The organism is Accumulibacter sp., from assembly GCF_029255125.1.
In the GTDB taxonomy this organism is placed as follows: domain Bacteria; phylum Pseudomonadota; class Gammaproteobacteria; order Burkholderiales; family Rhodocyclaceae; genus Accumulibacter.
Genome location: NZ_JAPUVR010000073.1, coordinates 1 through 25,757 on the forward strand (window position 1 = coordinate 1; position 25,757 = coordinate 25,757).

Below are 25,757 nucleotides of genomic sequence, written 5' to 3' on the forward strand. Positions count from 1 at the left end.
CACTTCTTCCTCGCGAAAAAGAGATTCAGTCATCGCCAGAAACCGTCCGTAGTTGACATTGTCATTATACCCTGCGTCCCACGTTCCCGGAGGGTAGGCTCGGGATTTTTTCACAGCCTCTCAGCCTCGCTGAACGGCGACAAATACGCGACGCTGATGTCCTTCGTCACGCTGGCCATGCAGCACTCGATGATCTGGGTCGGTACCGGCATGTTGCCGGCAAACAGTTCGCAGGCCCACCGCAACGACATCAACCGACTCGGCTCCTTCATCGGGGCAATGGCGCAGAGCGATTCCGATGTCGGTGCCGACCTGGCTCCCCCCGAAGGTGACCTGGCGACCGCCCGCCAGTACGGCAAGCGAATCGCCGAGATCACACTGCAGTACGTGAAGGGCGGCTGATCGACCAGCGCGAGCGCGCAGTGGTGCTCGCCCTCCGACACGGTTGACCAGAGGCACGCGAACACAACAAGCGCCTCCGTCTTGCTTCCGTACACCTTGTCACCTGGTCCCGGCATCCCGCGGCTGGCGCAACCGTGCTGTTGGCAGGATTGCGCCCACCAGCGCCGTTCTGCTAGAACTGAGTGCAGGCCGTCAGTTCGAGACGTTCATTGTTCAGCACGCTGCCGCTGAAGTGGCTCCGCTTCGTGTCGGACGCCACTACGCGCTTGATTTCCGGCGCAACCCAATAGACGACACGCAGTTTGACCACTCCCCGGGGTGCGCGGCCCCAGCCGTCGCCCTCGACCCGGTAGGCAGTGAAAGTCCCCGCGGGTACCGTGATCTCCTCGCGCTCGACCACTCGGAAGTCGATCTCCGTTTCGCTGTCGAAACCATTCGGCGTCAGGACGCGAAAGCGTGTCGACCAGCGCTTGCCCAGCGCATACTCCTGAATGTAGAACTGCGCGCCGGTATACTGCCAACCCGGTGGCCGCTTGATGAAGTTGCCCAACAGGTCGGTCACCAGGCTGCCATCGTTGAAGAGCACTTCGCTTTCGGTGATTGCGCTCACGCGGTTGGTAAACCGGCGCAGTTCAAGCTTCGTGAAAAGATCGATCTCGCGGTAGCTCCAGCGCTCGCCCACCTTGAACTGCGTGTCCACCCGGGCACTGCCCTTGCTGAACGGGTTGTCCTTCGCCGCCTGGATGACGATCGCCTTCTCACCCCTCGCCTTCAACAGGCGGTCGAGTCGGAACTGCGCCAGTTCGGAAAATTTTCCGCTCGGATAGCGGCGCAGGTAACTCTCCAAGGGCGCCGGCTCCTGCGCCAGCCGAATCGTCTGCCAGAGGGCAAGCTCCTCGTTGAACAGCCTTTCCAGTTCGATTTCGGATTGCCGCCTGAGCTGCTGCGGCGGCAAGAAATAGAAGTCGTCGTCGAGCGAGGTGCTCTCCCACGGGATCTGCTGGCCGTCAGACCTGCGCCGGACTGCCAGGCGCACGCGCTTGAAGACGTCTTCGATCCGGGTTTCTGGCACCTTCATCTCGCGCAGGAGGCTCTCGGTGTACAAACCGTTGACGCCATCGCCGTCGCTCGCCGTGTTACCCGGCGCAGTGGCATAGGCGAGCAGCGAGCCGGGCGGCGCATCAAACTGGCTCAAACCCGGCTGTTCGATCGGCAAGCGGTTGCCAAACGGGTTGTCGCGGCAGGCGTCGAGGATGATGATGTTCATCCGGTTCTTCGCGTGCTTCAGGCCGGCGAGCAGTGAATTGAGCTCGATCGTCTTCGTCTGCAGATCAGCAAGCTTGTCGAGCAGCGCATCGACCGGGATCAGATAGTTGCGCCAAGCAAGTTGCGCACCGTGCCCGGCGTAATAGAAGATCCCGACACCTCGGCTCCGCGCCAGTTCGGTACAGAACGCGTCAATCGCCTCGCTCATCTGCTGCCGACTTGCGTCGAGCCGCAGGCTCAGCTTGAAGCCAATCCGCTGCAGCTCATTGGCGATTGCCCGTGCATCGTTGGCCGGGTTGTTCAGCGGCGCTTGCCCATACCTCGTGTTACCGATGACCAACGCCAGGCGCGGCAACGCGTGTAAAGTCGAGACTTCGTCCGCGGGTGTCGCCGGGAGCGGCAACAGCGAAGCGCCAGCCAGAGCACTGGCCTGCTGCAACCACAAGCGACGCGCTTCGCCGCGCGCACGCGCACCGCTCACCGCCTTCTACCTCGTCTAGATACGGAAGCCACCGGCGCAGACGAGCAGCTCGCCTGACACGTAGTTGGCTTCCGGATAACACAGCATGGCGATCGCGCCCGCCGCCTCCTCGGGCGTTCCGCCGCGGCCGAGCGGGATCATTGCCGCCATCTGCCGCAGCAGATCGGGGTTGACGCCCGCCTTGATCTGCCGACCTTCGATGTCGAGCACCGCTTCGCCGGCTGCCGCGCTGGTCAGGCGTGTGTTGATCAAACCGAAGGCAACACAATTCACATTCACCCGGTAGCGGCCCCACTCCTTGGCCAGCGTCCGGGTCAGACCGACGATCCCGGCCTTCGCAGCGGCATACCCGGCCTGCCCGGGGTTGCCACCGACGCCGGCAATCGACGACACATTGACCACCTTGCGGTAGGTTTCCCGACCACTTTCGCTCTCGCTGCGGGCAGCGGCGCGCAAGAAATCGGCGGCCGCGCGGAGAATGCGGAAGGGCGCCGTGAGGTGTACCTCAAGCATCGCCTGCCACTGCTCGTCGCTCATCTTCTGCACGACATTGTCCCAGGTGTATCCGGCGTTGTTGATGATGATGTCAAGCCCACCGAAGTGGTCGAGTGCGCTATGCACGAAGCGCTCGGCGAAATCGGCCGCCGTCACGCTACCGATGCAGGCGATTGCCTCAGCGCCGCGAGCAGCGATCGCGCCGACCGTCTCCAGCGCCGGCGCATGGTCGACATCGTTGACCACGACGCGAGCGCCCTCCTCAGCCAGCTTGAGCGCCACCGCCCGCCCGATGCCGCGGCCGGAACCGCTGACGATCGCCACTTTCCCTGACAATTTTCCCATGCCCTGCTCCTCTTGCGCTCAGTATGCCTCACGCCGCCGGCTCGCTCGCCCCGTTCGATCCGTCGCCGGCAAACCCCGGGTGCTGGACGACGATGGAAACTGCGCCGCCAAACGATCAACGGATGAAGTCGCGGCTGACCTGACGGAAAATGTCGGTTCCCGCTTGCTGCAGCCACTCGAAAGCGACCATCTCGCGCGACACGATATCGGCGCCATGACGACGCATGCGCGCCAAGGCCAAAGCTTTGTCCGAACTGCGCCGCGAGCCGACCGCCTCCTCCACGACATAGACCTGACGACCGGCCGCGAGCAGGTCGAGCACCGTCTGCAGGACGCAGACATGGGCTTCGGTTCCGGCGACGACGAATTGCTGACGATCACCACCGGCTGCTCTGCATACCCCGCCATCAGCCATTGCCGAAAAATGAATTTTCTCGACCGTGCTTGCGGTCGCCGGCAGGCAGGCGCGCAGCTCCGACACCGTAGGGCCTAGGCCGCGCGGATACTGCTCAGTACAAATCACTGGAACATGCAGCTGGCCGGCGAGTCTCGTCAGCCAGACGCTCGCCTCGACCACACTGCTGGCATCGTCGATCGCCGGCAGCAGGCGCTCCTGCAGGTCGACGAGCAGCAGGAGCGACTGGTCCATTCTCAACAGCATAGGGTTTCCTCCGTAGAATCAGGGCGGTCGGCCGCAGGCCTGGGGTCGTCCACCGGGCCTGCGGCCACCGCGCCCGACAACACCCCGGCTGCCTGCTCTGCCCGAGACGACTTCTCGAACGAACTTGCTCGCCGGGACCAATGGTAATATCCGGTCACCGAAGAATCACCGATTCGCCCCGCAGGAGACTTTCCCGCATGAAACGACTTGCATGCTGCATCACCTCGGCCGTCATTGCCGTCGCCGTCCTTGCCGCCTGCAGCAAGGAAGCCGACAGTCTTCCTGCGGCGACCGACAAGCCGCCTGCTGCGACCGTTCCAGCGAACGCATCAGCCAGCGCAACACCCCCGCTCGCCCTTGCCGTAACTCGTGGCGACATCAATGAAATCAAGATCCTGCTTGAAGGCGGCGCGGATGTCGACGCGACCGATGCGCTCGGTAGAACGCCGCTGCACCTGGCCGCCTTCCACCGCCGCAACAAGGCATCGGAGCTCTTGCTGGCACGCGGAGCAAACATCAACGCGCGCGACCGGATCGGAATGACGCCGCTGCACGCTGCCGTGCTCGCCGGCGGCCGACCCGAGGTCGAACTTCTGCTCGACAAACGCGCCGACGTCAACGCGAAGAGCGACGCGGGCCAGACGGCACTACACCTGGCTGCCGCCACTGGCCAGCCGAAGGTGGCGCGCGCCCTGATCGAACGTGGAGCGGACCCGAAAAGCGTCGACAAGAACGGCAAAACCCCCCTTTTCTACGCCTCGCGCAACAAACACCCGGTAACCACCGAGTTTCTCCAGCAGTACGCGCAGAACTGACCAGCGGCCGCTCAAGCTTTCTTGAGCGCCTCGTCACGCAGTTCACGCCGTAGAATCTTGCCCACGTTCGTTTTCGGCAACTCGCTGCGAAATTCGACCTGGCTGGGGACCTTGTAGCCGGTCAGATGCTCGCGGCAGTGAGCGATCAGCGCCTCAGCCGTAAGCGCAGCATCCTTCTTGACGACGAAGATCTTGACCGCTTCACCCGACTTCTCATGCGGCACACCAACTGCGGCGACTTCGAGAACGCCCGGATGCTGCGCGACCACATCCTCGACCTCATTCGGATAGACATTGAAACCGGAAACAAGGATCATGTCCTTCTTGCGATCGACGATGCGGACAAAGCCCTTCTCGTCCATCACCGCGATGTCGCCGGTCATCAGGAAGCCGTCGGCGGTGATCACCTTGGCCGTCTCTTCCGGCCGATTGTAATAGCCCTTCATGACCTGTGGGCCGCGGATGCACAACTCGCCGCGTTCGCCTAACGGAACGTCCTCGCCAGCGTCGTTGCGCAAGGTCACCTCAGTCGACGAAATCGGCAAGCCGATTGCGCCGGTATAGTCGGCACTATCGAGCGGGTTGATGGTTGCTGCCGGCGACGTTTCGGTCAGCCCGTAGGCTTCGATGAGCGGCTTGCCAGTCACCAGTTTCCACTTCACGGCGACCGCTTTCTGCACGGCCATTCCCCCGCCCAAGGTCACCTTCAGGTGCTTGAAGTCGAGCGCGCAGAACGCCTCGTTATTGAGCAAGGCGTTGAACAGCGTGTTGACGCCAGTGATCACCGTAAACGGATACTTGCCGAGCTCAGCAACGAAGGCAGGTATGTCGCGCGGATTGGTGATCAGCAGATTGCTCGCCCCGATCTTGAAGAAAGTGAAGCAGTTCGCGGTCAGCGCAAAGATGTGGTAAAGCGGCAGAGCGGTGACCACCATGTGCTGTTCGTCACCCAGTTCCGGTTTGATCCACGCATGCGCCTGAGCCAGATTGGCCAGGATGTTGCGGTGAACCAACATGGCTCCTTTCGAGACACCCGTCGTACCACCGGTGTACTGCAGGAAGGCCAGATCCTCGTGCGTCACGGCAACCTTCTTCAGTTCGCCAGCCGCACCTTTGCCGAGCGCCGTCCGGAAGTCGACCGCGCGCGGCAGACTGTACGCCGGCACCATCTTCTTGACGTACTTGACGACAAAGTTGACCACCGTGCCTTTCGGAAAACCCAACATGTCACCCAGGCGCGCCAGAACGACATGTTTGACCGGCGTCCGGGCAAGCACCTCCTCGAGCGTGACAGCGAAGTTCTCCAGAATGACGATGACATCGGCACCGGAATCCTTCAACTGATGCTCGAGCTCACGCGGCGTGTAGAGCGGGTTGACATTGACCACCACATAGCCCGCGCGCAGCGCCCCGAAAATGCAGATCGGATACTGCAGGACGTTCGGCAGCATGACCGCAACGCGCGCACCCGGCGGCAGCATCAGCACCGATTGCAAGTATGCGGCAAAGTCGCGCGACAGCTTGTCGAGTTGCCCGTAGGTAATTTCGACGCCCATGTTGATATACGCGACGCGCTCGCGGTACTGCGCAACACTTCTTTCGAAAAGCTCCCCCAGCGACTGGAATTCGCTCAGATCAACCTCGGCGGGCACCCCTTTCTGGTAGCTTTCGAGCCAGATTCTTTCCACTGCTCTCCTCCTGAATCAATCAATAATTTCCCCTGTCACCGGGGTGAAAGTACGGTTTAACGCTGCAGGTACTGCAACTTTCCGGTCTTGCCGTTCCATTCATCGGCGTCGTCGGGCGGCGCCTTGCGTTCGAGGATCGTCGGCCACTGCCCGGCCAACTCCGCGTTAAGCGCAATGAAGTGGCGCTGCGCCTGCGGAACGTCGTCCTCGGCAAGAATTGCTTCGGCGGGACACTCGGGGACACACAGCGTGCAATCGATGCACTCTTCCGGATCGATGACCAGGAAATTGGGACCCTCGTGAAAGCAATCCACCGGACACACATCGACGCAGTCCGTAAACTTGCACTTGATACAGTTCTCAGTAACTACGTAGGCCATTGTCTAGTCTCGTGAATCTACGACGGAACCACTATAGCGCATTTGCCGCGGACGAGACAGGGCAACGGCTTCCCATGGCGATGATTTTTGTTTAGCATTGCAGGGCTGGCTGAGCTTGCTGCGGGTCAGCCGGCTGCGACCCGCTTCCGCCACCCGCTTCGGCCACCGCTTCGGCCACGCACTTCATCCCGATCCCGCTAGAGGCTAGCCCATGAACGAACATATTCACCATGTCACCGACGACAGTTTTGCTGTCGACGTACTGCAGTCGGACCGCCCCGTGCTGGTCGATTACTGGGCCGAATGGTGCGGCCCGTGCAAGATGATCGCGCCGCTGCTGGACGACGTTGCCAACGACTATGCAGGTCGCCTGAAGGTGGTCAAGCTCAACATCGACGACAACCAGCGGACGCCAGCCAGCTACGGCATACGCGGCATTCCAACGTTGATGCTGTTCAAGAACGGCAACGTCGAGGCGACCAAGGTCGGCGCGCTCTCCAAATCGCAATTGCTAACCTTCATTGACAGCAATATCTAAAGTCGCTACCCTGCGCCTCCAGGTGGCGTGGGTGCGGTGGGTGCAGCATGCAACCCACGGTTTCGGCTAGCCAGCGGCTGGCCACCAAGCTTCGGTCACGCTTCGGGCACTCTTCGGGCAATCTCTTCACGCCGCAATAGCGGCGCCTCGCCGACCACGCGGCCATCCCGCCAGCCGTCGTCTGACCCACGCCGGCGCGCGGACGTCTGCTCCCCCCTTCTCCATCGTCAGCACATGCACTTATCCGAACTCAAAGCACTTCACGTCAGCCAGCTTCTCGACATGGCGGTCAGCAACAACGTCGAAGGCGCCAACCGTCTGCGCAAACACGAACTGATTTTCGCGCTGCTCAAGAACCAGGCCAGGAAAGGCGAGAGTATTTTCGGCGACGGGACGCTGGAGACACTGTCGGACGGGTTCGGCTTCCTGCGTTCGCCCGACACGTCCTATCTCGCCAGCACTGACGACATCTATGTCAGTCCAAGCCAGATCAGGCGCTTCAACCTGCACACCGGCGACACGATCGAGGGAGAAATACGTACGCCGAAGGATGGTGAACGCTACTTTGCGCTGGTCAAGGTTGACCGGATAAACAGCGAAATCCCCGAGGCGTCGAAGAACAAGATACTGTTCGAAAATCTGACGCCACTGCATCCGGCCGAGCATATCGAGCTTGAGCGTGACATCCGCGGCGAGGAAAACATCACCAGCCGGATCATCGACATCATCGCGCCGATCGGCAAGGGACAACGCGGCCTGCTGGTCGCCAGCCCCAAGAGCGGCAAGACCGTCATGATGCAGCACATCGCACACGCCATCACGAGCAACCATCCCGACATCTCGCTGATCGTCCTGCTCATCGACGAGCGCCCCGAAGAGGTGACCGAGATGACGCGCTCGGTACGCGGCGAGGTCGTCGCCTCGACCTTTGACGAGCCAGCGACCCGGCATGTACAGGTCGCAGAGATGGTCATCGAAAAGGCCAAGCGGTTGGTCGAACACAAGAAGGATGTAGTCATCCTGCTCGACTCGATCACTCGCCTGGCGCGCGCCTACAATACGGTTCAGCCGGCTTCGGGCAAGGTTCTCACCGGCGGTGTCGACGCCAATGCGCTGCAAAAGCCGAAGCGTTTCTTCGGTGCCGCACGCAACATTGAAGAAGGCGGCTCGCTGACGATCATCGCGACCGCGCTGATCGACACCGGCAGCCGGATGGACGACGTCATCTACGAAGAGTTCAAGGGGACCGGCAACATGGAGATCCACCTTGACCGGCGCATGGCCGAGAAGCGGGTGTACCCGGCGATCAACGTCAATCGCTCGGGCACTCGCCGCGAGGAACTGCTCCTCAAACCCGACGTCCTGCAGAAGATGTGGATCCTGCGCAAGCTGCTCTACAACATGGACGACCTGGAGGCCATGGAGTTCCTCCTCGACAAGATCAAGGCGACCAAGAACAACGCGGAATTCTTCGATTCGATGCGCCGTTGACCCGCTGAACGGTCGAACAGCCGAGGCATTCCCGGTTCGCTCGAATCGCCGCCGCCGCAGCCGGTACAGCGGAAGTGAGCAGCCGCGAGCAGTCCGGAGGATTGCGGATGGCGTGCAGATGCACCATAATTCGCGTTTTTCATTGCTCAGGTGGGCTGATCGCTGTCGATGCGCAATCAGCCGGCCCGTTCAACCTACAGGAAAAGCACCAGATGAAAGCCACCATCCACCCTGCGTACAACGAAATCACGGTGACCTGCTCCTGCGGAAACACCTTCACGACCCGGTCGACGATGAAGAAGGCCTTGCATGTCGAAGTGTGTGCGGCCTGCCATCCCTTCTATACCGGCAAGCAGAAAATCATCGACACGGCGGGCCGCGTCGAAAAATTCAACCAGAAATACGGCGCCATTCGCAGGTCGGCTTAAGCCGGCGCACCCAGCCGTCTTGGTTTCGGCGACGAAGGCAGCCCGTCGGCTGCCTTTTTTTTGCTCACCCGTAATCGCCCCATGTCAGTTGAGCCGGAAATCCATCCCCTCAACGGGATCCGCCTGCCCCCACGGGGCGCGGTCCTCGCCCTGCTGCTGGCGATCTACATCTTCAGCGGCCTGGTCGGGCACGACCCATGGAAAACTGACGACGCGGTAACCATTGGCGTCGTTCATGACATCGTCAGCCATGCCAACTGGTTGACACCCGGCCTCGCCGGCCGCCCCTACCCTGACGCGCCGCTCTATTACTGGTTGGCCGCAGCCACTGCGCACCTGTTTTCCTGGCTGCTGCCAGTGCACGAAGGCGCACGGCTGGCAAGCGGCCTTTGCACCCTGCTGGCGCTCACCTTCATTCTCCTCGCCGCGCGCGAGCTGCATGACCGTGCGGCCGCGCCGGCGGCTCCACTGCTGCTCGCCGGCAGTATCGGCTTTCTATTTCACGCGCACGAAGCGCAACCGATGCTGGCCGCGCTCACCGCGCATACCGCGGCTTACTGGGCACTGACGCTGATCAAGCGGAAGCCGCTGACTGGGGCGAGTTGTTTCGGCCTGGCGCTTGGCCTGGGCTTCCTCGCCAACGGTCTGGTCCCCATGCTTTCGCTCTTGCCAATCGCCGGCTTCGTTGCCTGGCGCTCGGAAAGGCCCTGGCAGACCGGGCTCGTGCTGCTCGCTGCACTGCTCCTTGCGGGCGCGATTGCCGCTTGCTGGGCCTTCGCCCTGCTCGCCACGCGGCCCGATTTCCTGCAGGCGTTCTGGCGCGAGGAGTTGCTTCAATTGACTGGCAGCAGCCAGCCGCTGCTCAGTTTCCCGCGGGTCCTGCTGCTCCTCACCTGGTACGCCTGGCCGGCGCTCCCGCTTGCCGGGTGGACCGTATGGGCGCGCCGTCGTCAGTTGCTGAGCCCGCAATTGAGCTTTCCGATCTTTGCCTTCCTCACCTCGCTGGTCGTCATCAGCGTGTGTTTCGGCACGCGCAGCGCGCCCACCCTGCTCCTGCTGCCCTCGCTGGTATTGCTTGCCACCCCCGGCGTGTCCTCCTTGCGACGCGGTGCAGCGAATGCTTTCGACTGGTTCGCGATGGTCACTTTCAGCCTTTTCGCACTGGTCGCCTGGACCGGTTGGGTTGCCACGACTTTCGGCTGGCCTGAGCGCCTGGCGAGCGAAGCCAGCCGGCTGGAACCTGGTTTCACACCGCAGTTCAGCGTCCTGTCGACCGCCCTGGCCTTGGCCGCCACGCTAATCTGGTCATGGTTGATTGTCACCAGTCCACGCTCGCCAATGCGCGGCATCGTTCATTGGATGGCCGGACTCACCCTGTTCTGGTTCTTGATCGCGACGCTCTGGATGCCGTGGATAGATTACGGCAAAAGTTATCGTCCGCTCTCGGCAGGGCTCGCCCGCGCCCTGCCCGAGAAACGCGGATGTATTGCCAATGGCAACCTGGGCGACTCGCTGCTGGCCTCCCTCGACTATTTCCATGGCATACGAACCGTCGGACTGTATTCGGACGCCGGCGCGCGCTGCAACCTGCTCCTCGTGCAGGGCTCACTGAAAGACGAGAGCCCGCTCGCCGGCACCAACTGGCGAAAGATCTGGGAGGGCGCGCGACCTGCCGATCGTCGCGAGAGCGAGAAGCTTAAGCTCTACCGGCGTGACGACAAGATGAACCGCCGGGCATCCGGTGCGGCCGAGCCGTCCCTGCTGGGGAATTGACCAAGGCATCCGGCATAATATATACTGCCTGAATGGATATCGCTCGTTCCGTCCATCGGCCGACCCTCAGCGTCGCAGCCAATTGCTTTCCCGACGCCCCGACGACGCAAGCTAGATTCTTACACGCTAAACCCTTAACCGCCCGCAGGGAAGGCCTCGGCCTGGTGCCCTGCTCCTGGAGAAATCAATGAAAGAGCCGGTCGCCATTCGCAATGCCTTACAAGTTCATCGCCCGGCAGTTGGCGGCATGGCCGGCGTCGGCCTCTACCGCCTTCTTCGACTCGTTGCTCTGGAGGATGTTCTCGGCACTGGCGCATCGGCCATCACCTACTACGCTGGCAAGAAACTGGGCATGGACCTGGGGATCAGGAAGATGGACGATTTTCTCGCGCTCTGCGAGCAACTTCGCATCGGCCAGGTGAGCGTTCCCGTGATGACCCCAGAGCACATCCACGTGGACGTCCACGAGTGCGTCACCTGCGCCGGACTGACGCCGGTTGGTCGGTCCTTGTGCCATTTCGAGGGCGGCCTGATCGCCGGCGTCGTCGAAGGCATCGTCGGGCAACACGTACAGGCCAAGGAAGTCACCTGCATGGGGGGCTTCGGTGACGAGGCCTGCGGCTTCGAACTACTCGTCGGCCACTGATCGCCGTCGCTCGCTCAGACGATGACGCCGCCACCCAGGCAGACACGGCTTTCGTAGACGACGACGGACTGGCCTGGCGTCACTGCCCACTGCGGCGCAGCGAATCTGATCAGGCACGACTGACCGTCGACGTGCTCGATCTCGCACGGCGCATCGGCTTGCCGGTAGCGCGTCTTGGCTGTATAGACCCAATGCGTATGCGGAGCATCGCCGACGATCCAGGCCAGTTCTTCGGCGCGTAGCTCGTCGGCCAGCAACGCCGGGTGGTCGTGCCCCTGCACGACGTAGAGAATGTTTCGTGCCAGATCCTTGCCGGCGACGAACCAGGCTTCGTGGTCGCCGTTCTCGCTGCTCTTGCCGCCTTTGACACCGCCGATGTGCAGCCCCTTGCGCTGACCCAGCGTGTGATAGGCGACACCATCGTGCTCGCCGAGCAGGCGCTCGTCGTCGAGGCAGCGGATTTCGCCTTTTTGCGGCGGCAGGTAGCGCATCAGGAATTCCTTGAACGGCCGCTCGCCGATGAAACAGATGCCGGTCGAGTCTTTCTTCAGGGCGACGTGCAGTCCAGCTTCTGCGGCCATCGTGCGCACATCGCGCTTGTACAGGCCGGCGAGCGGGAAGATCGTCTTCGCCAACTGCTGTTGATCGAGGCGATAGAGGAAGTAGCTCTGATCCTTGGTGCCGTCTTCCGCTTTGAGCAACTGGAATCCCCCGGCGAACTCGCGCACACCGGCGTAGTGACCCGTCGCGATATAGTCCGCGCCGATCTTCAGGGCATGCTCGAGAAACACGCTGAACTTGATTTCGGAATTGCACAGAACGTCCGGGTTTGGCGTCCTTCCAGCCTGGTATTCCTGCAGAAAGCGGTCAAAGACGCGCTGCCGATACTCGCTCGCAAAATTGACCACTTCTACGTCGATACCGATTGCGTCGGCAACGCTCAACACGTCGATCAAATCCTGGCGCGACGAGCAATACTCTTCCGTATCGTCATCTTCCCAGTTCTTCATGAACAGGCCGACGACCTGCCAACCCTGCTGTTTGAGGAGCAAGGCGGCGACCGACGAATCGACACCACCCGACAAGCCGACGACCACCGTCCTTCCCCGCGTGACTGCATTCATATCCGCCTCTCTGCGCGCATCTGAGTAGCACCACCTGCCTAGTCTGGCGACCGCCCGGCGATCGCCACTGCTTCCAACTGGTCTTCATTCCCGGCCAGCCACTCCTCCAGACGCATGACCACTGCTGGCTGGCCATTGTCGCGAAACCAGCTATCGACGACATGCCGTTCCGGCGCGGCCAGTGTGCCGCCACCCTCGGGCGGAACCGCCCTTTCCTCGATCTGCGCCGAAAAATGCACCTGGACCAGGTAAAGCACGCGTTGTGCCGGCTCGGCAACGCGGTGGAAACGCAACCACCCGCGCGCTTCGAGCAAGCGCAACAGACGCGTCGTCGTCGTCGAATGATCAATGCAGTCCATGCGCCCGAAAGCTGCCTGATCGGCAAAGTTTCCACCCCGGTCGGCCGCGATCGGTGTCTGCTCGCCGGCCCAGCCAAGCATCCAGCCGACCGCCAGCGACAGCCGTGCCCGCTCGTCAGCCGCGTCCTGCGCTGCGCCCAGCCAAGCGGCAAGCTGCGTCATGCGTGCTTCGTCGAAGTGCGCTTCGGCCTCGGCCAGACACCCGTAGTTGTAACAGACACGGACGGTTTCCGCACTGACTGCGCTTACCACGCCAACCAGCGCGAGGCAGGCCAGCCACTTCATCGATGGTAGTCGACGAGAAGGTCGAGCGGGTAGCGCCGCCCGGCCAGCCAGTCCTCGACGCAGCGCAGGACGAGTGGACTGCGGTGCTGCGCCTGCGTCGCACGAATCTCATCCACGGTCAACCAGTGCGCTGCGAGAATTCCCTCGTCCAGCGCCCGCGCCGGCTCGTGCCCCAGGATCCGGCCACCAAAGGCAAAGCGCAAGTAGGTCAGGTCGCGCTCTTCGATGCGAAAGTTGTAGATGCCAAGCAGAAACTCCGGCTGCAGACGATAAGCCGTTTCTTCAAGCGTTTCACGAACGACTGCCGCGAGTAGTGACTCGCCACACTCGAGGTGACCCGCCGGCTGGTTGAAGCAGACGCCGAACTCGGTCTCTTCCTCGACGAGCAGGAAGCGGCCATCGCGTTCGAGCAGTGCAGCTACCGTTACGTTGGGTTTCCAGACCATCAGCCAAACCTTGCCGGAGGGAAGCAGAGCGCCATTTTACCGCCAACCGGGCCACGAAATCGGCTAGAATTCGGCCTTCAAGGCATCTGGCGAGAGGGGTAGAGACCATGTCCATGGCAGATCGTGACGGGTTCATCTGGTACGATGGCAGACTGGTGCCGTGGCGCGAAGCAACAACGCATGTCCTGACCCACACGCTGCATTACGGTATGGGCGTTTTCGAGGGCGTGCGCGCCTACAAGGCGGTCAAGGGGACAGCGATCTTCCGCCTACGCGAGCATACCGAGCGCCTGCTCAATTCGGCGCGTATCTTTCAGATGAAGATGCCCTACGATCAGGCAACGCTGATGGACGCGCAAAAGGAGGTCGTCCGCGCCAATCAGCTCGACTCCTGCTATATCCGGCCGATTGCCTTCTACGGCTCGGAAGCGATGGGCATCGCCGCCACCGCGGTCAGTACGCACATCGCCATCGCCGCTTGGCCGTGGGGCGCCTACCTGGGTGCCGAGGGAATGGAAAAGGGCATCCGCGTCAAAACCTCGTCCTTCACCCGGCATCACGTGAACATCAACATGTGCCGCTCGAAGTCGGTTGGCACCTACACCAACTCGATCCTCGCGCACCAGGAAGTGGCGCACGACGGTTACGACGAGGCCTTGCTGCTTGACGTCGACGGCTATGTTGCCGAGGGTGCTGGCGAAAATATTTTCATGGTCAAGCACGGCAAACTGTACACGCCCGACCTCACCTCCTGCCTGGAGGGAATTACCCGTGCGTCGGTTCTCGATCTGGCCGAAGAACTGGGCCTGCCGGTGATCGAAAAACGCATCACGCGCGACGAAATTTATTGCGCCGACGAGGCGTTCTTTACGGGCACGGCAGCCGAAGTGACGCCGATTCGCGAGCTCGACAACCGGCAAATCGGCGAAGGGCGTCGCGGGCCGATCACAACCCGAATTCAGAGCCTGTTTTTCGACTGCGTCAACGGCCGTGTGCCGACGCGCGAGGATTGGCTCGCCTACGTCTAACTCCGGTTCCCTGTTTGCAAGGTTGTGTCCATGTCTCAAGACCCCAAGAGCAAGTCCGTCGAGGTTACCGCCAGCGACTTGCCGCTGCATTGTCCGACCAAGGATTCTCCGCTGTGGGCCAGGCACCCGCGCGTTTTCCTCGATGTCACGCAGCACGGCGAGGCCGTGTGCCCGTATTGCAGCACGCGCTACGTGTTCACCGGCGAGCTGCCCAAGGGACACCACTGATCAGCCGGCGGCTATCCGCGCGTGCGGGTAGCCGAGCTGGCCGCTGCTCATGAAAGCACTTATCGTCGCTCCGTCCTGGATTGGCGACACGGTGTTGGCGCAGCCGCTGTGCATGCGACTGCACGAGAGAATGCCTGGGCTACAGCTCGATGCCCTCGCTCCTCGCTGGGTCGCGCCCGTCCTCGAACGTATGCCTGAAATTGCGCAGATCGTCGACAGCCCTTTTGCCCACGGCGATCTCTCGCTGCGCGCGCGTCACCGCCTGGCACGAAAGCTTGCCACAAGCGGTTATCAACGCGCCTACGTCCTGCCGAACTCGTTGAAGTCGGCGCTGATCCCCTTCCTGGCCGACATTCCGCAACGCATCGGCTTCGTCGGGGAAAAACGCTACGGACTGATCAACCACCGGCATACGCTGGACAAGACCTTGCTGCCGCAGATGGCTGAGCGCTTTGCGCAGCTCGCCGAAGCGCCCGGGGCGGCGCTGCCTAGACCGCTTCCCAGGCCACGCCTGCGCTCGAGCGCAGACGGACGCGCGTCCACCTGCGCGGCGCTCGCCCTCGACCTGCCGGAGAAACTGGCCGTCTTCTGTCCGGGCGCCGAGTACGGCCCGGCCAAGCGCTGGCCTGCCCGGCATTTCGCTTTGCTTGCCGACCTGCTCGGCGAGACCGGCCATACCGTCTGGCTGCTCGGTTCGGAAAAGGATCGCCCGATCGCCGAGGAGATTGTCGCCCTGGCCGGGCCGGCGCGCCTGCCGCTCAACCTGTGTGGCAGGACATCGCTAGGCCAGGCGATCGATCTGATCGCCGCGGCTTCGCTCGTCGTCTGCAACGACTCCGGACTGATGCATGTCGCCGCCGCCCTCGATCGCCGGCTGATCGCGCTGTACGGCTCGTCATCGCCAACGTTCACCCCGCCGCTGTCCGAGCGTGCGACGATTCTCAGTCTACGTCTCGCCTGCAGCCCGTGCTTTCAGCGCCGCTGCCCGCTCGGTCATCTCGATTGTCTGAACAAGCTCGCGCCGCAGCAGGTTCTCGCTGCCTGCCTGGCCGAGGCTGCGCCATGATCCTCGTTTTCGCCAGCCCGGATGACGTTGAAGCCGCATTCTACGAGGCCATTGCACGCGCCGATTTGAGCGCACTGATGAATGTCTGGGCGGACGACGAAGAAATCATCTGCATTCACCCCACTGGCCAGCGCCTGGCTGGCACCACGGCGATACGCGAGAGCTGGCGCGCGATCTTTGCCAACAACCCGCGGCTGACTGTTCGCCTGTCACGCGTCGTCCGCTGGACCGGCATGCTGCTTGCCGTACACAATGTCGTCGAAACGCTGTTCATCGGCGATCAACGCCGCGCACACAGCTCGATGCTGGCCACCAACGTTTTCCAACGTGGCGCCAGTGGCTGGCGCTTGCTCTGTCATCATTCGTCTACCGCAGCCGAGCGCGGCGTTGCCGATAGCGCCACCGGCGGCGACCTTGACAGCAAGGTCGCGCGCATCCTCCACTAGCCCGATTCCTTTCCAGCAAGAGGTCAGCCATGAGCCTTCCCCTGCCGGCCGAGATCTTCAAGGCCTATGACATTCGCGGTATCGTCGGTCGCACGCTGACCAGCGACATCGCCCGCCGTATCGGCCAGGGCCTCGGTTCGCTGGCGGTCGAGCGCGGCCAGCCGGCGATTGCCGTCGGACGCGACGGCCGCCTGTCTGGTCCCGATCTTGCCGCCGCGCTGAGCGAGGGTATCCGGCAGGCCGGAATGGATACCATCGATGTCGGCTGCGTCCCGACACCGGTGGTCTATTTCGCCGCGCATGAGCTGGGCTGCCAGAGCTGCGTGGCGGTTACCGGCAGCCACAACCCGCCCGACTACAATGGACTGAAGATGGTCATTGGCGGCGAGACACTAGCCGGTGAAGCCATTCAGCAGATTCGCCGACGCGTCGACGACGGCCAACTGCACTCCGGCAACGGTCAAGCCCGCAGCGCTGACGTCGGTCCGGCTTATCTGGCCCGCATCGTCGACGATGTCCGCCTGGCGCGCCCGATGCGGATCGCCATCGATTGCGGCAACGGGGTCGCCGGCGGTCTCGCGCCGCAACTGTTCCGTGCCCTGGGTTGTCAGCTCGTCGAACTGTTTTGCCAGATCGATGGCCGCTTCCCCAACCACCACCCGGACCCCTCAAAACCGGAAAACCTGCGCGACCTCGTCGATGCCCTGGCGACCAGCGACGCCGAAGTTGGCCTGGCCTTCGACGGCGACGGCGACCGGCTGGGCGTCGTGACGAAAAGTGGCGAGATCATCTTTCCAGACCGTCAACTCATGCTTTTCGCCGCCGATGTGCTGCAGCGCTGTCCCGGGCAAGCCATCATCTACGATGTCAAGTGTACGCGCCGCCTGGCGCCATGGATTCGCCAGCACGGTGGTGAGCCGCTGATGTGGAAAACCGGACACGCGCTGGTCAAAGCCAAACTGAGGGAAACCGGCGCACCGCTGGCCGGCGAAATGAGCGGCCATGTGTTTTTCAAGGAGCGTTGGTATGGCTTTGACGATGGTCTCTACGCCGCTGCTCGTCTGCTCGAAATCCTCTCGCGTAACAGCGACCCGAGCGCGGTCCTCGCGGCGTTGCCGGACAGCACCTCAACCCCGGAATTGAACGTTGCCATGCAGGAAGGAGAGCCTTTCGCGCTGGTTGAAGAACTGCGCCAACACGCAGACTTCTCCGGCGCACGCGAAGTCATCACGATCGACGGCCTGCGCGTCGAGTACGCCGATGGCTTTGGGCTGGCACGGCCGTCGAACACTACGCCGGTCGTCGTGCTCCGTTTCGAGGCCGATAACGCCGCCGCGCTCGAGCGCATCCAGGCGGATTTTCGCCGCGTGCTGCTGGCAGCGAGACCCAGCTTGCGGCTGCCGTTCTGACCGAGTCGCTCCGCCTGCCCACAACTGCCGCCGAGGATGAACCTCCCCCGATGACCGACCGCGCTCGCGATAACGCCTTCCTCTTCCGCCAACCGATTCTCAACCAGAAAAACGAACTCGCCGGCTACGAACTTTTCCTTCGGCGAAGCGGCGGGGGCACCGACGAGCGCGGCAGCGGGGCCGCCCTGTGCGCCGTCTATGCTGATCTCGGCATGCGCAGCGCGCTTGGCCATCGTTCCGCCTTCATCGGCATCGATGCGGCTTTTCTCCATCAGGAAGCGATTGAATTGCTGCCGCACGAAGGCGTCGTCCTCGAGTTACTGCTCGACGGCATCCCCGACAAGGACCTGCTCGGCCGCTGTCGAACACTGTGCGAGCGCGGCTATTCACTCGCCCTGACCGATTACCGTGGAATCGATGACCGCAGTCGGCCGCTCCTGCCGATCGTCGACGTCATCAAGATCGACGTGCAGATGGCCGGCGAGAGCCAGTTGCGCGATCTCGCCGGATCGCTGCGCCGCCTGCCGATCAAGCTGCTGGCGCAAGGGGTGGACAGCCAGGAACATCTCGAACGCTGCCGCAAGGTCGGCTTCCAGCTCTTCCAGGGGCGCTACTTTGCCCAGGCTGAGATCGTCAGCGGGCGACGCCTTTCCGCCTCGCAGACGGCGCTGATCCGCCTGATCAACCTGGTCGGTCTGGACGTCGACACGCCGGTGATCGAGGATGCTTTCAAACACGAGCCGGCACTGACGCTGAACCTGCTGCGTGTGGTCAACTCGGTCGGCCACCGGGGCAGCCGCTACGCCCAGCCTGTCACTTCATTGCGTCAGGCGATCACCCTGCTCGGGCGCCGCCAAATCCAGCGCTGGTTGTCACTCCTCCTGCTCGCACCGGCCAACGGCAGCGCCGATCCAAGCGGCTCGGCGCTACTGCAAGTGGCTGCATTGCGCGGGCGGATGATGGAGCTGCTAGTCGAGGCGACCCGCGTGCACGACCGCAAACTCAGCGACCTTGCCTTCCTTGCCGGCGTCCTGTCGATGATGCCGCTGGCGCTCGGGCTGCCGATCGAGGAAATCCTGCAGCAAATCACCGTCGATCGCGACTTGTGGACCGCGCTCTGCATGCACGAAGGCCTGCTCGGAACGCTTCTAGCTCTACTCGAGTGCTTTGATGGCGATGACGCGGCCGGCTGCGATCAGCTCCTGACGCAGGTAACCGGAGGATTGAACCACCACACGCTGAATACCTGTCTCAGCGCTGCGCTGCGCTGGCTGCACGAGAACGGCGCCTGAGCCCTGTAACTACAGAAACCCCTCGCGAACCTACCCGGATGGAAAGCGCACGCGGCGACCAGTCAATTGGCCGGACGCGGGGTCAACGGCGCTGGAAGCACTGCCGATCGCCGACGCAGCCGCCTCCCGCCACGATGTCAGCGCCTCGGCCGTAAACCGGTCACCATAGCTTGCGTGTATCGAGCCAAATGACGCGCCCGGTACGGCGGCGCACCTCATCGTACATGTGCGCGGTGCCGCCCGGCCCGTCGCCGCCGCCACCGTTCCACAGACAGACAAAGCGAACCTTCTCGATTCCCCAGGCGAGCGCCGTGTACAGCAACCAGAGATTGCAGCGCTCATAGGCGTTCGCCTCAATACCGCGCGCGTCACGCGGCAGCTCGCCAAGTTCGCTGGGCATGATGCGCGGCGGCTCGTCGAGCCCGGCAATCAACGCGAAATAGCGCTCGCGCCACTGCTCACCGTTGCTCGCCGGGACGATTGAACGTTCGATGAACTCGGGTTCCTCGAACGGCAGCATCGGCCGCAGGCGCAGACCGCGCGCGCGGCACGCTTCGAGAAAGAGCAGATCGCCGCCAGACGCCGCCTGCGCCAGGGCGAGGTCTCCCGGCCCCACGCCGAGCTGATCAAGCGCTTCACCGATGCGCGCTGCGGCTACCGCTTCCTGCTCGGCTGGAAAGCGTGGCGGCTCGCGGTGCGCTGCATCAACCATGTGGCCGCTGAACAGGACCACTTGGCGGGGCGCGAAGGGCGAGCCGCTGCGCGCAATCTCGCGGTCTACGATGGCCAACGCGGCAGCCGTTTCCAGCGGCCGAAAATCGATGTCGCGCAACAAGGTGAGTGTTTGGCGACTTGACTCCAGGGCAAACCAGTCGCCATTGGCTGCGGCAACCATATTGCCATATTCGCGGCGCACACTGTCGAGCGGATTGACCAGAAGACAAAGCTCGGCGTAGCTGGCGCGTGCCCAGTAGTCGCGGCGATCACGTTCCTGCGCTGTCAGGCTGGCCCAAAGGACGCCGCCGACCAGGTTGTCGATCAGCGTCTGGGCAACCGCAGCACCGCAGTGCCGGCGCAGCAGTTGCAAGGTCAGCGCGTTGATCCCGGAATAGTGATGTGCCGGGTCAGCAATGAACGCCTGCCGATACGGCTCAAGGGCTTCCGCCAGCAACGCGTCTTCGTCGGCGGCAGCCTGGTGCATCTGAGCCGGCGTCAGTCCCGGCTGACGCCAGCGGCCAATCCACTTTTCTTTCTCGACACGACCGGCCAAAGCCCAGCACTCGGCATCGCGCGGATAATCAGTGGTGAGCTGGCGGACCCACTCACGCGCTTCTTCGTAGCGACCGAGGCGACCAAGGCAGACCGCTTTCCTCTCCCGGCTTGATTTGTCGTCGACGTCGACCGCCAGCGCCTGCTCGAACTGCTCGAGCGCCAGTTCATACTGTTCGAGCTTGAGCAAGGCGTTGCCGGCTGCCCGCTTGGCTTCGAGGTGCAAGGCGCGCACCGGCGTTTCGTCGGCAAGAACGAGTATGTCGCCGGGCCGGTTCTTCTGCCGCGCCACCTCCATACGGCTTGACCAGTTCGCGTAGGCCGTAGAAAACTCGTTGCGCTCGGCCAGCAACAAGCGTCTCCACTCGGGCTGCTCGAGATTGGGAATCAACTGAAAGACCGGGCTCACCTTGCGTCGCGTCGAACTGGTCATCGTTGCCCGAACCATCTCGGTCAGCGCGCGCCGGTCATCGTCCAAGGTCGCCGGATCGGGTGCGCCGTCGAGCAGACCATAACGCAGCTTGCGGTCGGTGTAGGTATCGAAGGGCTGGTTCGGACGCGGCCCCTGGACCAGAATGACACCGCGCGCCCGCAGGGCGTGCCGCACCCCCAATTCGTACCAGACGTTCGGGTTGTCGAGGGTCAGGTCGGCGACCACCAGATCGGCGATCAGCAACTCCTGGAACATGTCGGTCCGAATGTCACCCGCCCGCTGCTCACGATCGGCGCGAAAAACGGCCAGGCCGGCAGCCGCCAAGGCCGGTTCGATATACTCGGCGTAGACACGATTGAAGTCGATCGGCTGACCGTCGTGTCCGGGCTTGGTACCAAACGGCATGGCAACGAAGGCGTGCGGTTTCATTTGTGCTCTCCGGAAGTCGGGCCTGGCGTTTCGTCACCAATCCCTTCGTACTGCGCGTTCAGGCCGCCGCGCAATGACCAGGCGCCGGCTTCAAGTTTCGCCCACCGAGTAGTCGACGACCAGCACCTCTACTTCGCGCCAGCCAGCCGGGCTACGGAAACGGACGGTGTCGCCAACGCGCGACTTGAGGAGCGCTCTGGCCAGCGGAGAAACCCAACTGATCCGTCCGCGCGCCGATTCCGTCTCGTCGACACCGACGATCTGATAGGTGTTTTCCCTTCCCTGCTCGTCGCAAATGGTTACCGTCGCCCCAAAAAACACCTGCTCGCAGCCAGCGTGCCGGCGCGGATCGACGATCTCGGCCAGGTCGAGGCGTTTGCCAAGGAAGCGAATTCGCCGATCGATCTCGCGCAATCGCCGCTTGCCATACTGGTAGTCGGCGTTTTCCGAGCGGTCTCCATTAGACGCCGCCCACTGCACGACGGCAACCACCTGCGGCCGGTCGACGCGGACCAGGTGTTCGAGTTCGGCGACCAGGCGAGCGTGCCCGCCCGGCGTAATGTAGTTGCGTGTGCCGGCAGGAAGTGCAGTCAAGCCGCCGCCAGCGGCCTCGTCCTCGTCTTCATCGACGGTTTTCTGCGTCAACGCCTTGCTCATGCTGGTCTGCTGCCCGCTGCGCACCTGCCGGATCCTTGCCGGTCAGCCGTACTGGTCCGGGCGATGAAAGCGGCAAACTGCAGCGGACACCGCAAGGCCGCCCGACGCGGCGCGACGCATACGATGAAGTAGCGGATATTCTCAGTAGCCGATATTGAATGCCGCCACATCAATGCGCACCGTATCGCGACCAAGTGCCAAAGCCGTGTACCGCGCGAAGCGGGTCGCCCAATCCTTGCCGTCGATGAAGCGCTGTTCTCCGCCGTAGCGTGCGACATTGAGAATCTTGTCGATGATCAGCACCTTGCCCATCGGATTGCTGGGTTCGCACTCGAGATCGGCGAACTCCTTGTCGAACCAGCGGCGCGCATCTTCGGGAGAACCGGAAGCGAGATCGGTGTGGGAAAACTTGAACTCGTACTGCCTGTCCCGCCCAAACGAAACGATAATGTGATAGACCATCTGCCTCCTCCCGGCGGTATCTCAAGGTTACAATCCGACTCTCTATTCTAGTCGCAAAAGCGCGCTATTGCGGCAAGTCGAGAACCCCGGCAGCGAGTTTATTGGCGGCTTCCCGCACCGCTTTACCGAGCAGGCAGAAGTGTCATCGTGCCGAGCATGGATACCCGGCAGATGATGGCCAGACTCGGCGAACGCCAACGCCGTCGCGGGCGCATGGCCCCGCCAGCGCTACGCCACCGTTGTTTTTTCCCGGTGGCACGCCTACCATACACGCTGGCTTGCCGCACGTCGCCTCCGAGGGTGAGCACGCGCGCAGCCCGGTGGAAGCGCAACCGTGTTGACTGTCGCTCCTGGCTTGCTCGCTTGGTGCAGGCTGCAAGCCTCGCTCGGCTAGCCGAATCACAACCCTAGGGAAATTGCCGACCATGCTGACTGAAGAGCAGATGACACACACCCGCGCCACCCTGCATGAGCTGCAGATCGAGCACCGCGACCTCGACCTGGTGATCGAGCACCTGATGCTCAACCCGCCTCCGGACGAACTCCTGGTGCGGCGTCTGAAGAAGCGCAAACTGCTGCTGAAGGATCGCATCACCTTTCTCGAACATATGCTGGAACCCGACGTACCCGCCTGACCGGTCGCCCATCGATCCCGGAAGGGCACCCCCCTTGCACCTGAGTGTGAACGGTCAGCGCTGCTACGTGGCAAGCGGCGGACAGCCATTCGCTGTGCGCGGCGCGGACGATGCGCACGATCCGCCGGTCGTTCTCGTGCACGGCGCAGCCAACGACCACGACGCCTGGCTGGGCGTCGCCGATGCCCTTGTCGCGGCTGGTCAGCGCGTGCTGGTGCCTGACCTGCCCGGGCATGGTCGGTCCGAAGGATCACCCTTGCGCAGCATCGAAGCACTTGCCGACTGGCTGGCTGCGCTGCTGGACACCGCCGGAATCGCCCAGGCGGTCCTCGCCGGTCACTCCATGGGCTCGCTCGTCGCGCTCGAGTGCGCGGCCCGCCACCGGCAGCGAGTCACCCGCCTCGCCTTGCTCGGCTCGTCGGTTCCGATGCCCGTCGCCGACGCGCTGCTCGGACAGGCGACCGACGCTCCCGACCAGGTTTGCCGAATGATCACCCGCTACTCGGCCAGCGACCATTTCCTGCGCACGGGTGGTAAGCGCGGACACGGCATCTGGGGACCCGGTCTGATGTTGGCTATCATGCGCCGCAGCCGGCCTGGCGTGTTGGCCGTCGACCTCGCCAACTGTAACGACTACCAGAATGGCCTGTGCGCTGCAGCACAGGTGCACTGCCCAAGCTTAATCATCGTCGCGCGACGCGACCGCATGACGCCACGCCGCAATCTGCCGCCACTGCTGTCCGCGCTGCGGGCGCCCGAACGCATCGAACTGGCCGATTGCGGACACGGCATGATGGGTGAGCAACCCGCAGCGGTTGCCAGCGCGCTGCTCGCTTTCATCACGGGCGGGAAGATCCCCGTCACCGCCGGCCAATGACTGGAAACCGCGTGGCTGCGGACGCGCTGCCGCCGGCCGACGAGACACTGCGCGTCGAACTCGAACTGACCGGCCGGGCGATCGAGAAGGCGCGCTCGTCGGCCATCGCAATGGTCTTCGGACAGGCAATCGTCGCCACGATTACCGCGGTCTACTGTTCGGCGCTGCTCGCAGGAGGGATTCTGATTGTGGCCGTCGTGGCTGGTGTCTGGCGGCAGATCCTGCATCGCCAGTGGCCGCAGATGTCAACCACACCGGCCGGCTGCCGACGCGCGCGCCGGCGTTTCCTGGCCATGACCGCCTTGCTGGCGGCGAACAATGTCGTCAGCGTCGCGCTCGTTTATCCCGCCGTTCCGCCACAAGCCGCCGCGATGGTTCTCATCGTCTTGCTCGCCTCGCTGACCGTTGCCGCGCTCTTTCTGACGCTTGTCCGGTCGGCGCTACTCATCTGGCTGCTGCCGCCTCTCCTCGTCACCATGGTCGTTTCGCTCGTGCAAGCCGACGGCTACGGCTACGCGTTGGCGGCTGTCGCGCCAATCTACGGACTGGTCACGCTGCGCGCCGCACGCGAGCAACTGGCGGAGGCAACGGCTCAGGTTCTCCAACGTATTGAACTCGAGCGGACTGCGGGCGCGCTCGATCTGGCCCGACGCCAGGCCGAAGCCGCCGGACACGCCAAGTCGCGCTTTCTTGCCACCATGAGTCACGAGCTGCGCACGCCAATGAACGGGCTGATCGGAACGCTCGACCTGCTGGCAGACTCCCCACTATCGTCCAGCCAGCTGCCTTTGCTACGCACCGCGCGCAGGTCGAGCGACGCCTTGCTCGAGGTGATCAACGACATTCTCGATTTTGCGTCGATCGATGCCGGGCATCTCGTCTTGCGGCGCAGCGAATTCTCGCCGGCGACTGTCGCACAGAGCGTCGTCGGCCTCTTCTCGGCGGCCGCCGCGCGCAAGGGCGTGCACCTGCGTTTGGCCGTGGCGCCGGACTTGCCGCCACGCGTGCTGGGCGATCCGACGCAAACCCGGCAGGTTCTGCTCAAGCTTTTCGGTAATGCGCTCAAGTTCACCGAGCACGGCGAGGTTGCCCTGGCCGTCAGCCGCGCTGCGGACGATGCAAATGCCGATAAGATAACGCTTGTATTCACGATCAGTGACACCGGGATCGGCATACCGCCCGAACGGCAGGCGACGCTGTTCCAGGCGTTCGCTCCGGGCGACCAGTCTACGACGCGCCAGCACGGCGGCACAGGTATCGGCCTGGCGCTCGTCAAGCAACTGGTCGACGCAATGGAGGGAACGATTGCCTGGCAGAGCAGCACCGCGGCCGACTGCCGGGGAAGCGTGTTTACGGTGCGCCTCCCGTACTCCTTGGCCGCACCGACGCGCTCACCAGCGACACCAGACGAGTCGGCGGTGGACGCCGACCTGCGCAGCCGGGCACCGGTGGATGGACCGCAAGCTGGGCTTGCGCCAGCTCGCCGCCTGCTGCTGGTCGACGAGAACGCGGTAAATCGTCTGATCAGTCGGGAAATGCTGTCCTCGCTCGGACTCAGCGTGGTCGAAGCGGAGGACGCTAAGCAGGCTCTGGCGGCGCTCGCCACGGGTGCCTTCGATGTCGTTCTGATCGACTGTCAGTTCCCGCTGGACGCCGGATTGACCACCTGCCGACAACTGCGTGCGCGCGCCAGAGAACTGGCGCAGCCACAGGCTGCGGTCCTCCTCGCCGTCTCGGCGAACACCATCACCGACGAGCACGACGCTCGCTTGGCCAGCGACGTCGACGGCTGCGTGAGCAAGCCGATCAACCTTAGAGCCCTCGCCACAACGATCGAAAGAGCACTTGGCAAACGCCTAGCCACCGAGCGCTAGCGGACTGAATTTTTTGTCAGAGGTGGCCC

The 25,757-nt window shown here is 63.2% G+C and carries 26 protein-coding genes and 1 pseudogene; 16 read left to right on the forward strand and 11 right to left on the reverse strand.

Translation table 11 applies throughout. From position 1 onward, the window contains the following. Window positions 1–402: pseudogene (locus Q1L59_RS03535) on the forward strand (hypothetical protein); the annotation flags it as partial. A 172-nt stretch (window positions 403–574) separates the two neighbouring features. On the opposite strand, the gene Q1L59_RS03540 reads toward Q1L59_RS03535, so the two are convergent. From Q1L59_RS03540 to Q1L59_RS03550, 3 genes are all read right to left on the reverse strand, one after another. Next, entirely contained in the window at window positions 575–2,149 is a 1,575-nt protein-coding gene (locus Q1L59_RS03540) for a caspase family protein (protein WP_300328108.1), read from the reverse strand. 15 nt (window positions 2,150–2,164) lie between these two features. Continuing rightward, window positions 2,165–2,989, reverse strand: a complete 825-nt coding sequence (locus Q1L59_RS03545; RefSeq protein ID WP_300328110.1) for an SDR family oxidoreductase — start codon at window positions 2,987–2,989, stop codon at window positions 2,165–2,167. Window positions 2,990–3,104: 115 nt separating this feature from the next. Beyond that, on the reverse strand, window positions 3,105–3,650 hold the full coding sequence (locus tag Q1L59_RS03550; protein WP_300328112.1) for an isochorismatase family protein: 546 nt from the start codon (window positions 3,648–3,650) through the stop codon (window positions 3,105–3,107). Between the two features lie 197 nt (window positions 3,651–3,847). On the opposite strand from Q1L59_RS03550, the gene Q1L59_RS03555 reads away from it, so the two are divergent. Then, on the forward strand, window positions 3,848–4,465 hold the full coding sequence (locus tag Q1L59_RS03555) for an ankyrin repeat domain-containing protein (RefSeq protein WP_300328115.1): 618 nt from the start codon (window positions 3,848–3,850) through the stop codon (window positions 4,463–4,465). A gap of 11 nt (window positions 4,466–4,476) precedes the next feature. Here Q1L59_RS03555 and fadD read toward each other — a convergent pair whose 3' ends face one another. Together fadD and fdxA are read right to left on the reverse strand one after the other, a co-directional pair. Beyond that, window positions 4,477–6,153 carry a long-chain-fatty-acid--CoA ligase FadD gene (gene fadD, locus Q1L59_RS03560; protein WP_300328118.1) on the reverse strand — a complete coding sequence of 559 codons (1,677 nt, stop codon included), beginning with the start codon at window positions 6,151–6,153 and terminating at the stop codon, window positions 4,477–4,479. A gap of 56 nt (window positions 6,154–6,209) precedes the next feature. Then, window positions 6,210–6,533 (reverse strand): ferredoxin FdxA, encoded by a 324-nt coding sequence (fdxA, locus tag Q1L59_RS03565; protein ID WP_300328121.1) that lies wholly within the window; start codon window positions 6,531–6,533, stop codon window positions 6,210–6,212. Window positions 6,534–6,744: 211 nt separating this feature from the next. Here fdxA and trxA point away from each other — a divergent pair, with 211 nt between their 5' ends. The 5 genes from trxA to Q1L59_RS03590 all read left to right on the forward strand — a co-directional run bounded on the left by trxA (window position 6,745) and on the right by Q1L59_RS03590 (window position 11,409). Continuing rightward, the gene (gene trxA / locus Q1L59_RS03570; protein WP_300328124.1) at window positions 6,745–7,071 is read left to right on the forward strand and encodes a thioredoxin TrxA; all 327 of its coding nucleotides are present in this window, start codon (window positions 6,745–6,747) and stop codon (window positions 7,069–7,071) included. A 234-nt stretch (window positions 7,072–7,305) separates the two neighbouring features. Next, on the forward strand, window positions 7,306–8,562 hold the full coding sequence (rho, locus tag Q1L59_RS03575) for a transcription termination factor Rho (RefSeq protein WP_300328127.1): 1,257 nt from the start codon (window positions 7,306–7,308) through the stop codon (window positions 8,560–8,562). 212 nt (window positions 8,563–8,774) lie between these two features. Continuing rightward, the gene (gene rpmE / locus Q1L59_RS03580; protein WP_300328130.1) at window positions 8,775–8,990 is read left to right on the forward strand and encodes a 50S ribosomal protein L31; all 216 of its coding nucleotides are present in this window, start codon (window positions 8,775–8,777) and stop codon (window positions 8,988–8,990) included. An 81-nt stretch (window positions 8,991–9,071) separates the two neighbouring features. Beyond that, window positions 9,072–10,763 carry a glycosyltransferase family 39 protein gene (locus Q1L59_RS03585; protein WP_300328133.1) on the forward strand — a complete coding sequence of 564 codons (1,692 nt, stop codon included), beginning with the start codon at window positions 9,072–9,074 and terminating at the stop codon, window positions 10,761–10,763. Between the two features lie 187 nt (window positions 10,764–10,950). Further along, on the forward strand, window positions 10,951–11,409 hold the full coding sequence (locus Q1L59_RS03590; protein WP_300328136.1) for a DUF2507 domain-containing protein: 459 nt from the start codon (window positions 10,951–10,953) through the stop codon (window positions 11,407–11,409). Between the two features lie 14 nt (window positions 11,410–11,423). Here the strand turns inward: Q1L59_RS03590 and mnmA are convergent, their stop codons facing one another. Genes mnmA through Q1L59_RS03605 form a run of 3 tightly spaced genes read right to left on the reverse strand, consistent with a single transcriptional unit; the run spans window position 11,424 to window position 13,623 of the window. Beyond that, a complete protein-coding gene (mnmA, locus tag Q1L59_RS03595) occupies window positions 11,424–12,533 on the reverse strand; it encodes a tRNA 2-thiouridine(34) synthase MnmA (protein ID WP_300328139.1) in 1,110 nt (369 codons plus the stop codon). Between the two features lie 38 nt (window positions 12,534–12,571). Continuing rightward, window positions 12,572–13,177 carry a hypothetical protein gene (locus Q1L59_RS03600; protein ID WP_300328142.1) on the reverse strand — a complete coding sequence of 202 codons (606 nt, stop codon included), beginning with the start codon at window positions 13,175–13,177 and terminating at the stop codon, window positions 12,572–12,574. Continuing rightward, on the reverse strand, window positions 13,174–13,623 hold the full coding sequence (locus tag Q1L59_RS03605; RefSeq protein ID WP_300328144.1) for an NUDIX hydrolase: 450 nt from the start codon (window positions 13,621–13,623) through the stop codon (window positions 13,174–13,176). The genes Q1L59_RS03600 and Q1L59_RS03605 overlap by 4 nt, the downstream gene beginning before the upstream one ends. A gap of 107 nt (window positions 13,624–13,730) precedes the next feature. On the opposite strand from Q1L59_RS03605, the gene Q1L59_RS03610 reads away from it, so the two are divergent. From Q1L59_RS03610 to Q1L59_RS03635, 6 genes are read left to right on the forward strand one after another with little or no spacing between them, the layout of a single operon-like run. Further along, a complete protein-coding gene (locus tag Q1L59_RS03610; RefSeq protein ID WP_300328147.1) occupies window positions 13,731–14,651 on the forward strand; it encodes a branched-chain amino acid transaminase in 921 nt (306 codons plus the stop codon). 30 nt (window positions 14,652–14,681) lie between these two features. Next, complete coding sequence (locus Q1L59_RS03615; RefSeq protein ID WP_300328149.1) at window positions 14,682–14,879, forward strand: zinc-finger domain-containing protein; 198 nt, start codon at window positions 14,682–14,684, stop codon at window positions 14,877–14,879. Between the two features lie 49 nt (window positions 14,880–14,928). Beyond that, entirely contained in the window at window positions 14,929–15,945 is a 1,017-nt protein-coding gene (gene waaF / locus Q1L59_RS03620) for a lipopolysaccharide heptosyltransferase II (protein WP_300328152.1), read from the forward strand. Next, entirely contained in the window at window positions 15,942–16,391 is a 450-nt protein-coding gene (locus tag Q1L59_RS03625) for a nuclear transport factor 2 family protein (protein ID WP_300328155.1), read from the forward strand. Before waaF ends, Q1L59_RS03625 begins: the two co-directional genes overlap by 4 nt. 29 nt (window positions 16,392–16,420) lie before the next feature. Next, window positions 16,421–17,800: a phosphomannomutase/phosphoglucomutase gene (locus tag Q1L59_RS03630; protein ID WP_300328158.1), complete on the forward strand. Its 1,380-nt coding sequence runs from the start codon at window positions 16,421–16,423 to the stop codon at window positions 17,798–17,800. Window positions 17,801–17,850: 50 nt separating this feature from the next. Then, window positions 17,851–19,092 (forward strand): EAL domain-containing protein, encoded by a 1,242-nt coding sequence (locus Q1L59_RS03635; RefSeq protein WP_300328161.1) that lies wholly within the window; start codon window positions 17,851–17,853, stop codon window positions 19,090–19,092. A gap of 160 nt (window positions 19,093–19,252) precedes the next feature. On the opposite strand, the gene Q1L59_RS03640 is transcribed toward Q1L59_RS03635, so the two are convergent. The 3 genes from Q1L59_RS03640 to Q1L59_RS03650 all read right to left on the reverse strand — a co-directional run bounded on the left by Q1L59_RS03640 (window position 19,253) and on the right by Q1L59_RS03650 (window position 22,342). Further along, window positions 19,253–21,223, reverse strand: a complete 1,971-nt coding sequence (locus Q1L59_RS03640) for a tetratricopeptide repeat protein (RefSeq protein ID WP_300328164.1) — start codon at window positions 21,221–21,223, stop codon at window positions 19,253–19,255. A gap of 90 nt (window positions 21,224–21,313) precedes the next feature. Next, window positions 21,314–21,880, reverse strand: coding sequence for a transcription elongation factor GreB (gene greB, locus Q1L59_RS03645; RefSeq protein WP_300328167.1), 567 nt, complete (start codon window positions 21,878–21,880; stop codon window positions 21,314–21,316). A gap of 141 nt (window positions 21,881–22,021) precedes the next feature. Continuing rightward, complete coding sequence (locus Q1L59_RS03650) at window positions 22,022–22,342, reverse strand: hypothetical protein (protein ID WP_300328170.1); 321 nt, start codon at window positions 22,340–22,342, stop codon at window positions 22,022–22,024. A gap of 425 nt (window positions 22,343–22,767) precedes the next feature. Here Q1L59_RS03650 and Q1L59_RS03655 point away from each other — a divergent pair, with 425 nt between their 5' ends. Genes Q1L59_RS03655 through Q1L59_RS03665 form a run of 3 tightly spaced genes read left to right on the forward strand, consistent with a single transcriptional unit; the run spans window position 22,768 to window position 25,728 of the window. Beyond that, a complete protein-coding gene (locus Q1L59_RS03655; protein ID WP_300328173.1) occupies window positions 22,768–22,977 on the forward strand; it encodes a DUF465 domain-containing protein in 210 nt (69 codons plus the stop codon). Between the two features lie 34 nt (window positions 22,978–23,011). Next, window positions 23,012–23,854 (forward strand): alpha/beta hydrolase, encoded by an 843-nt coding sequence (locus tag Q1L59_RS03660; protein WP_300328176.1) that lies wholly within the window; start codon window positions 23,012–23,014, stop codon window positions 23,852–23,854. A gap of 11 nt (window positions 23,855–23,865) precedes the next feature. After that, window positions 23,866–25,728 (forward strand): ATP-binding protein, encoded by a 1,863-nt coding sequence (locus tag Q1L59_RS03665; protein ID WP_300328179.1) that lies wholly within the window; start codon window positions 23,866–23,868, stop codon window positions 25,726–25,728. The last annotated feature ends 29 nt before the right edge of the window (window positions 25,729–25,757 follow it).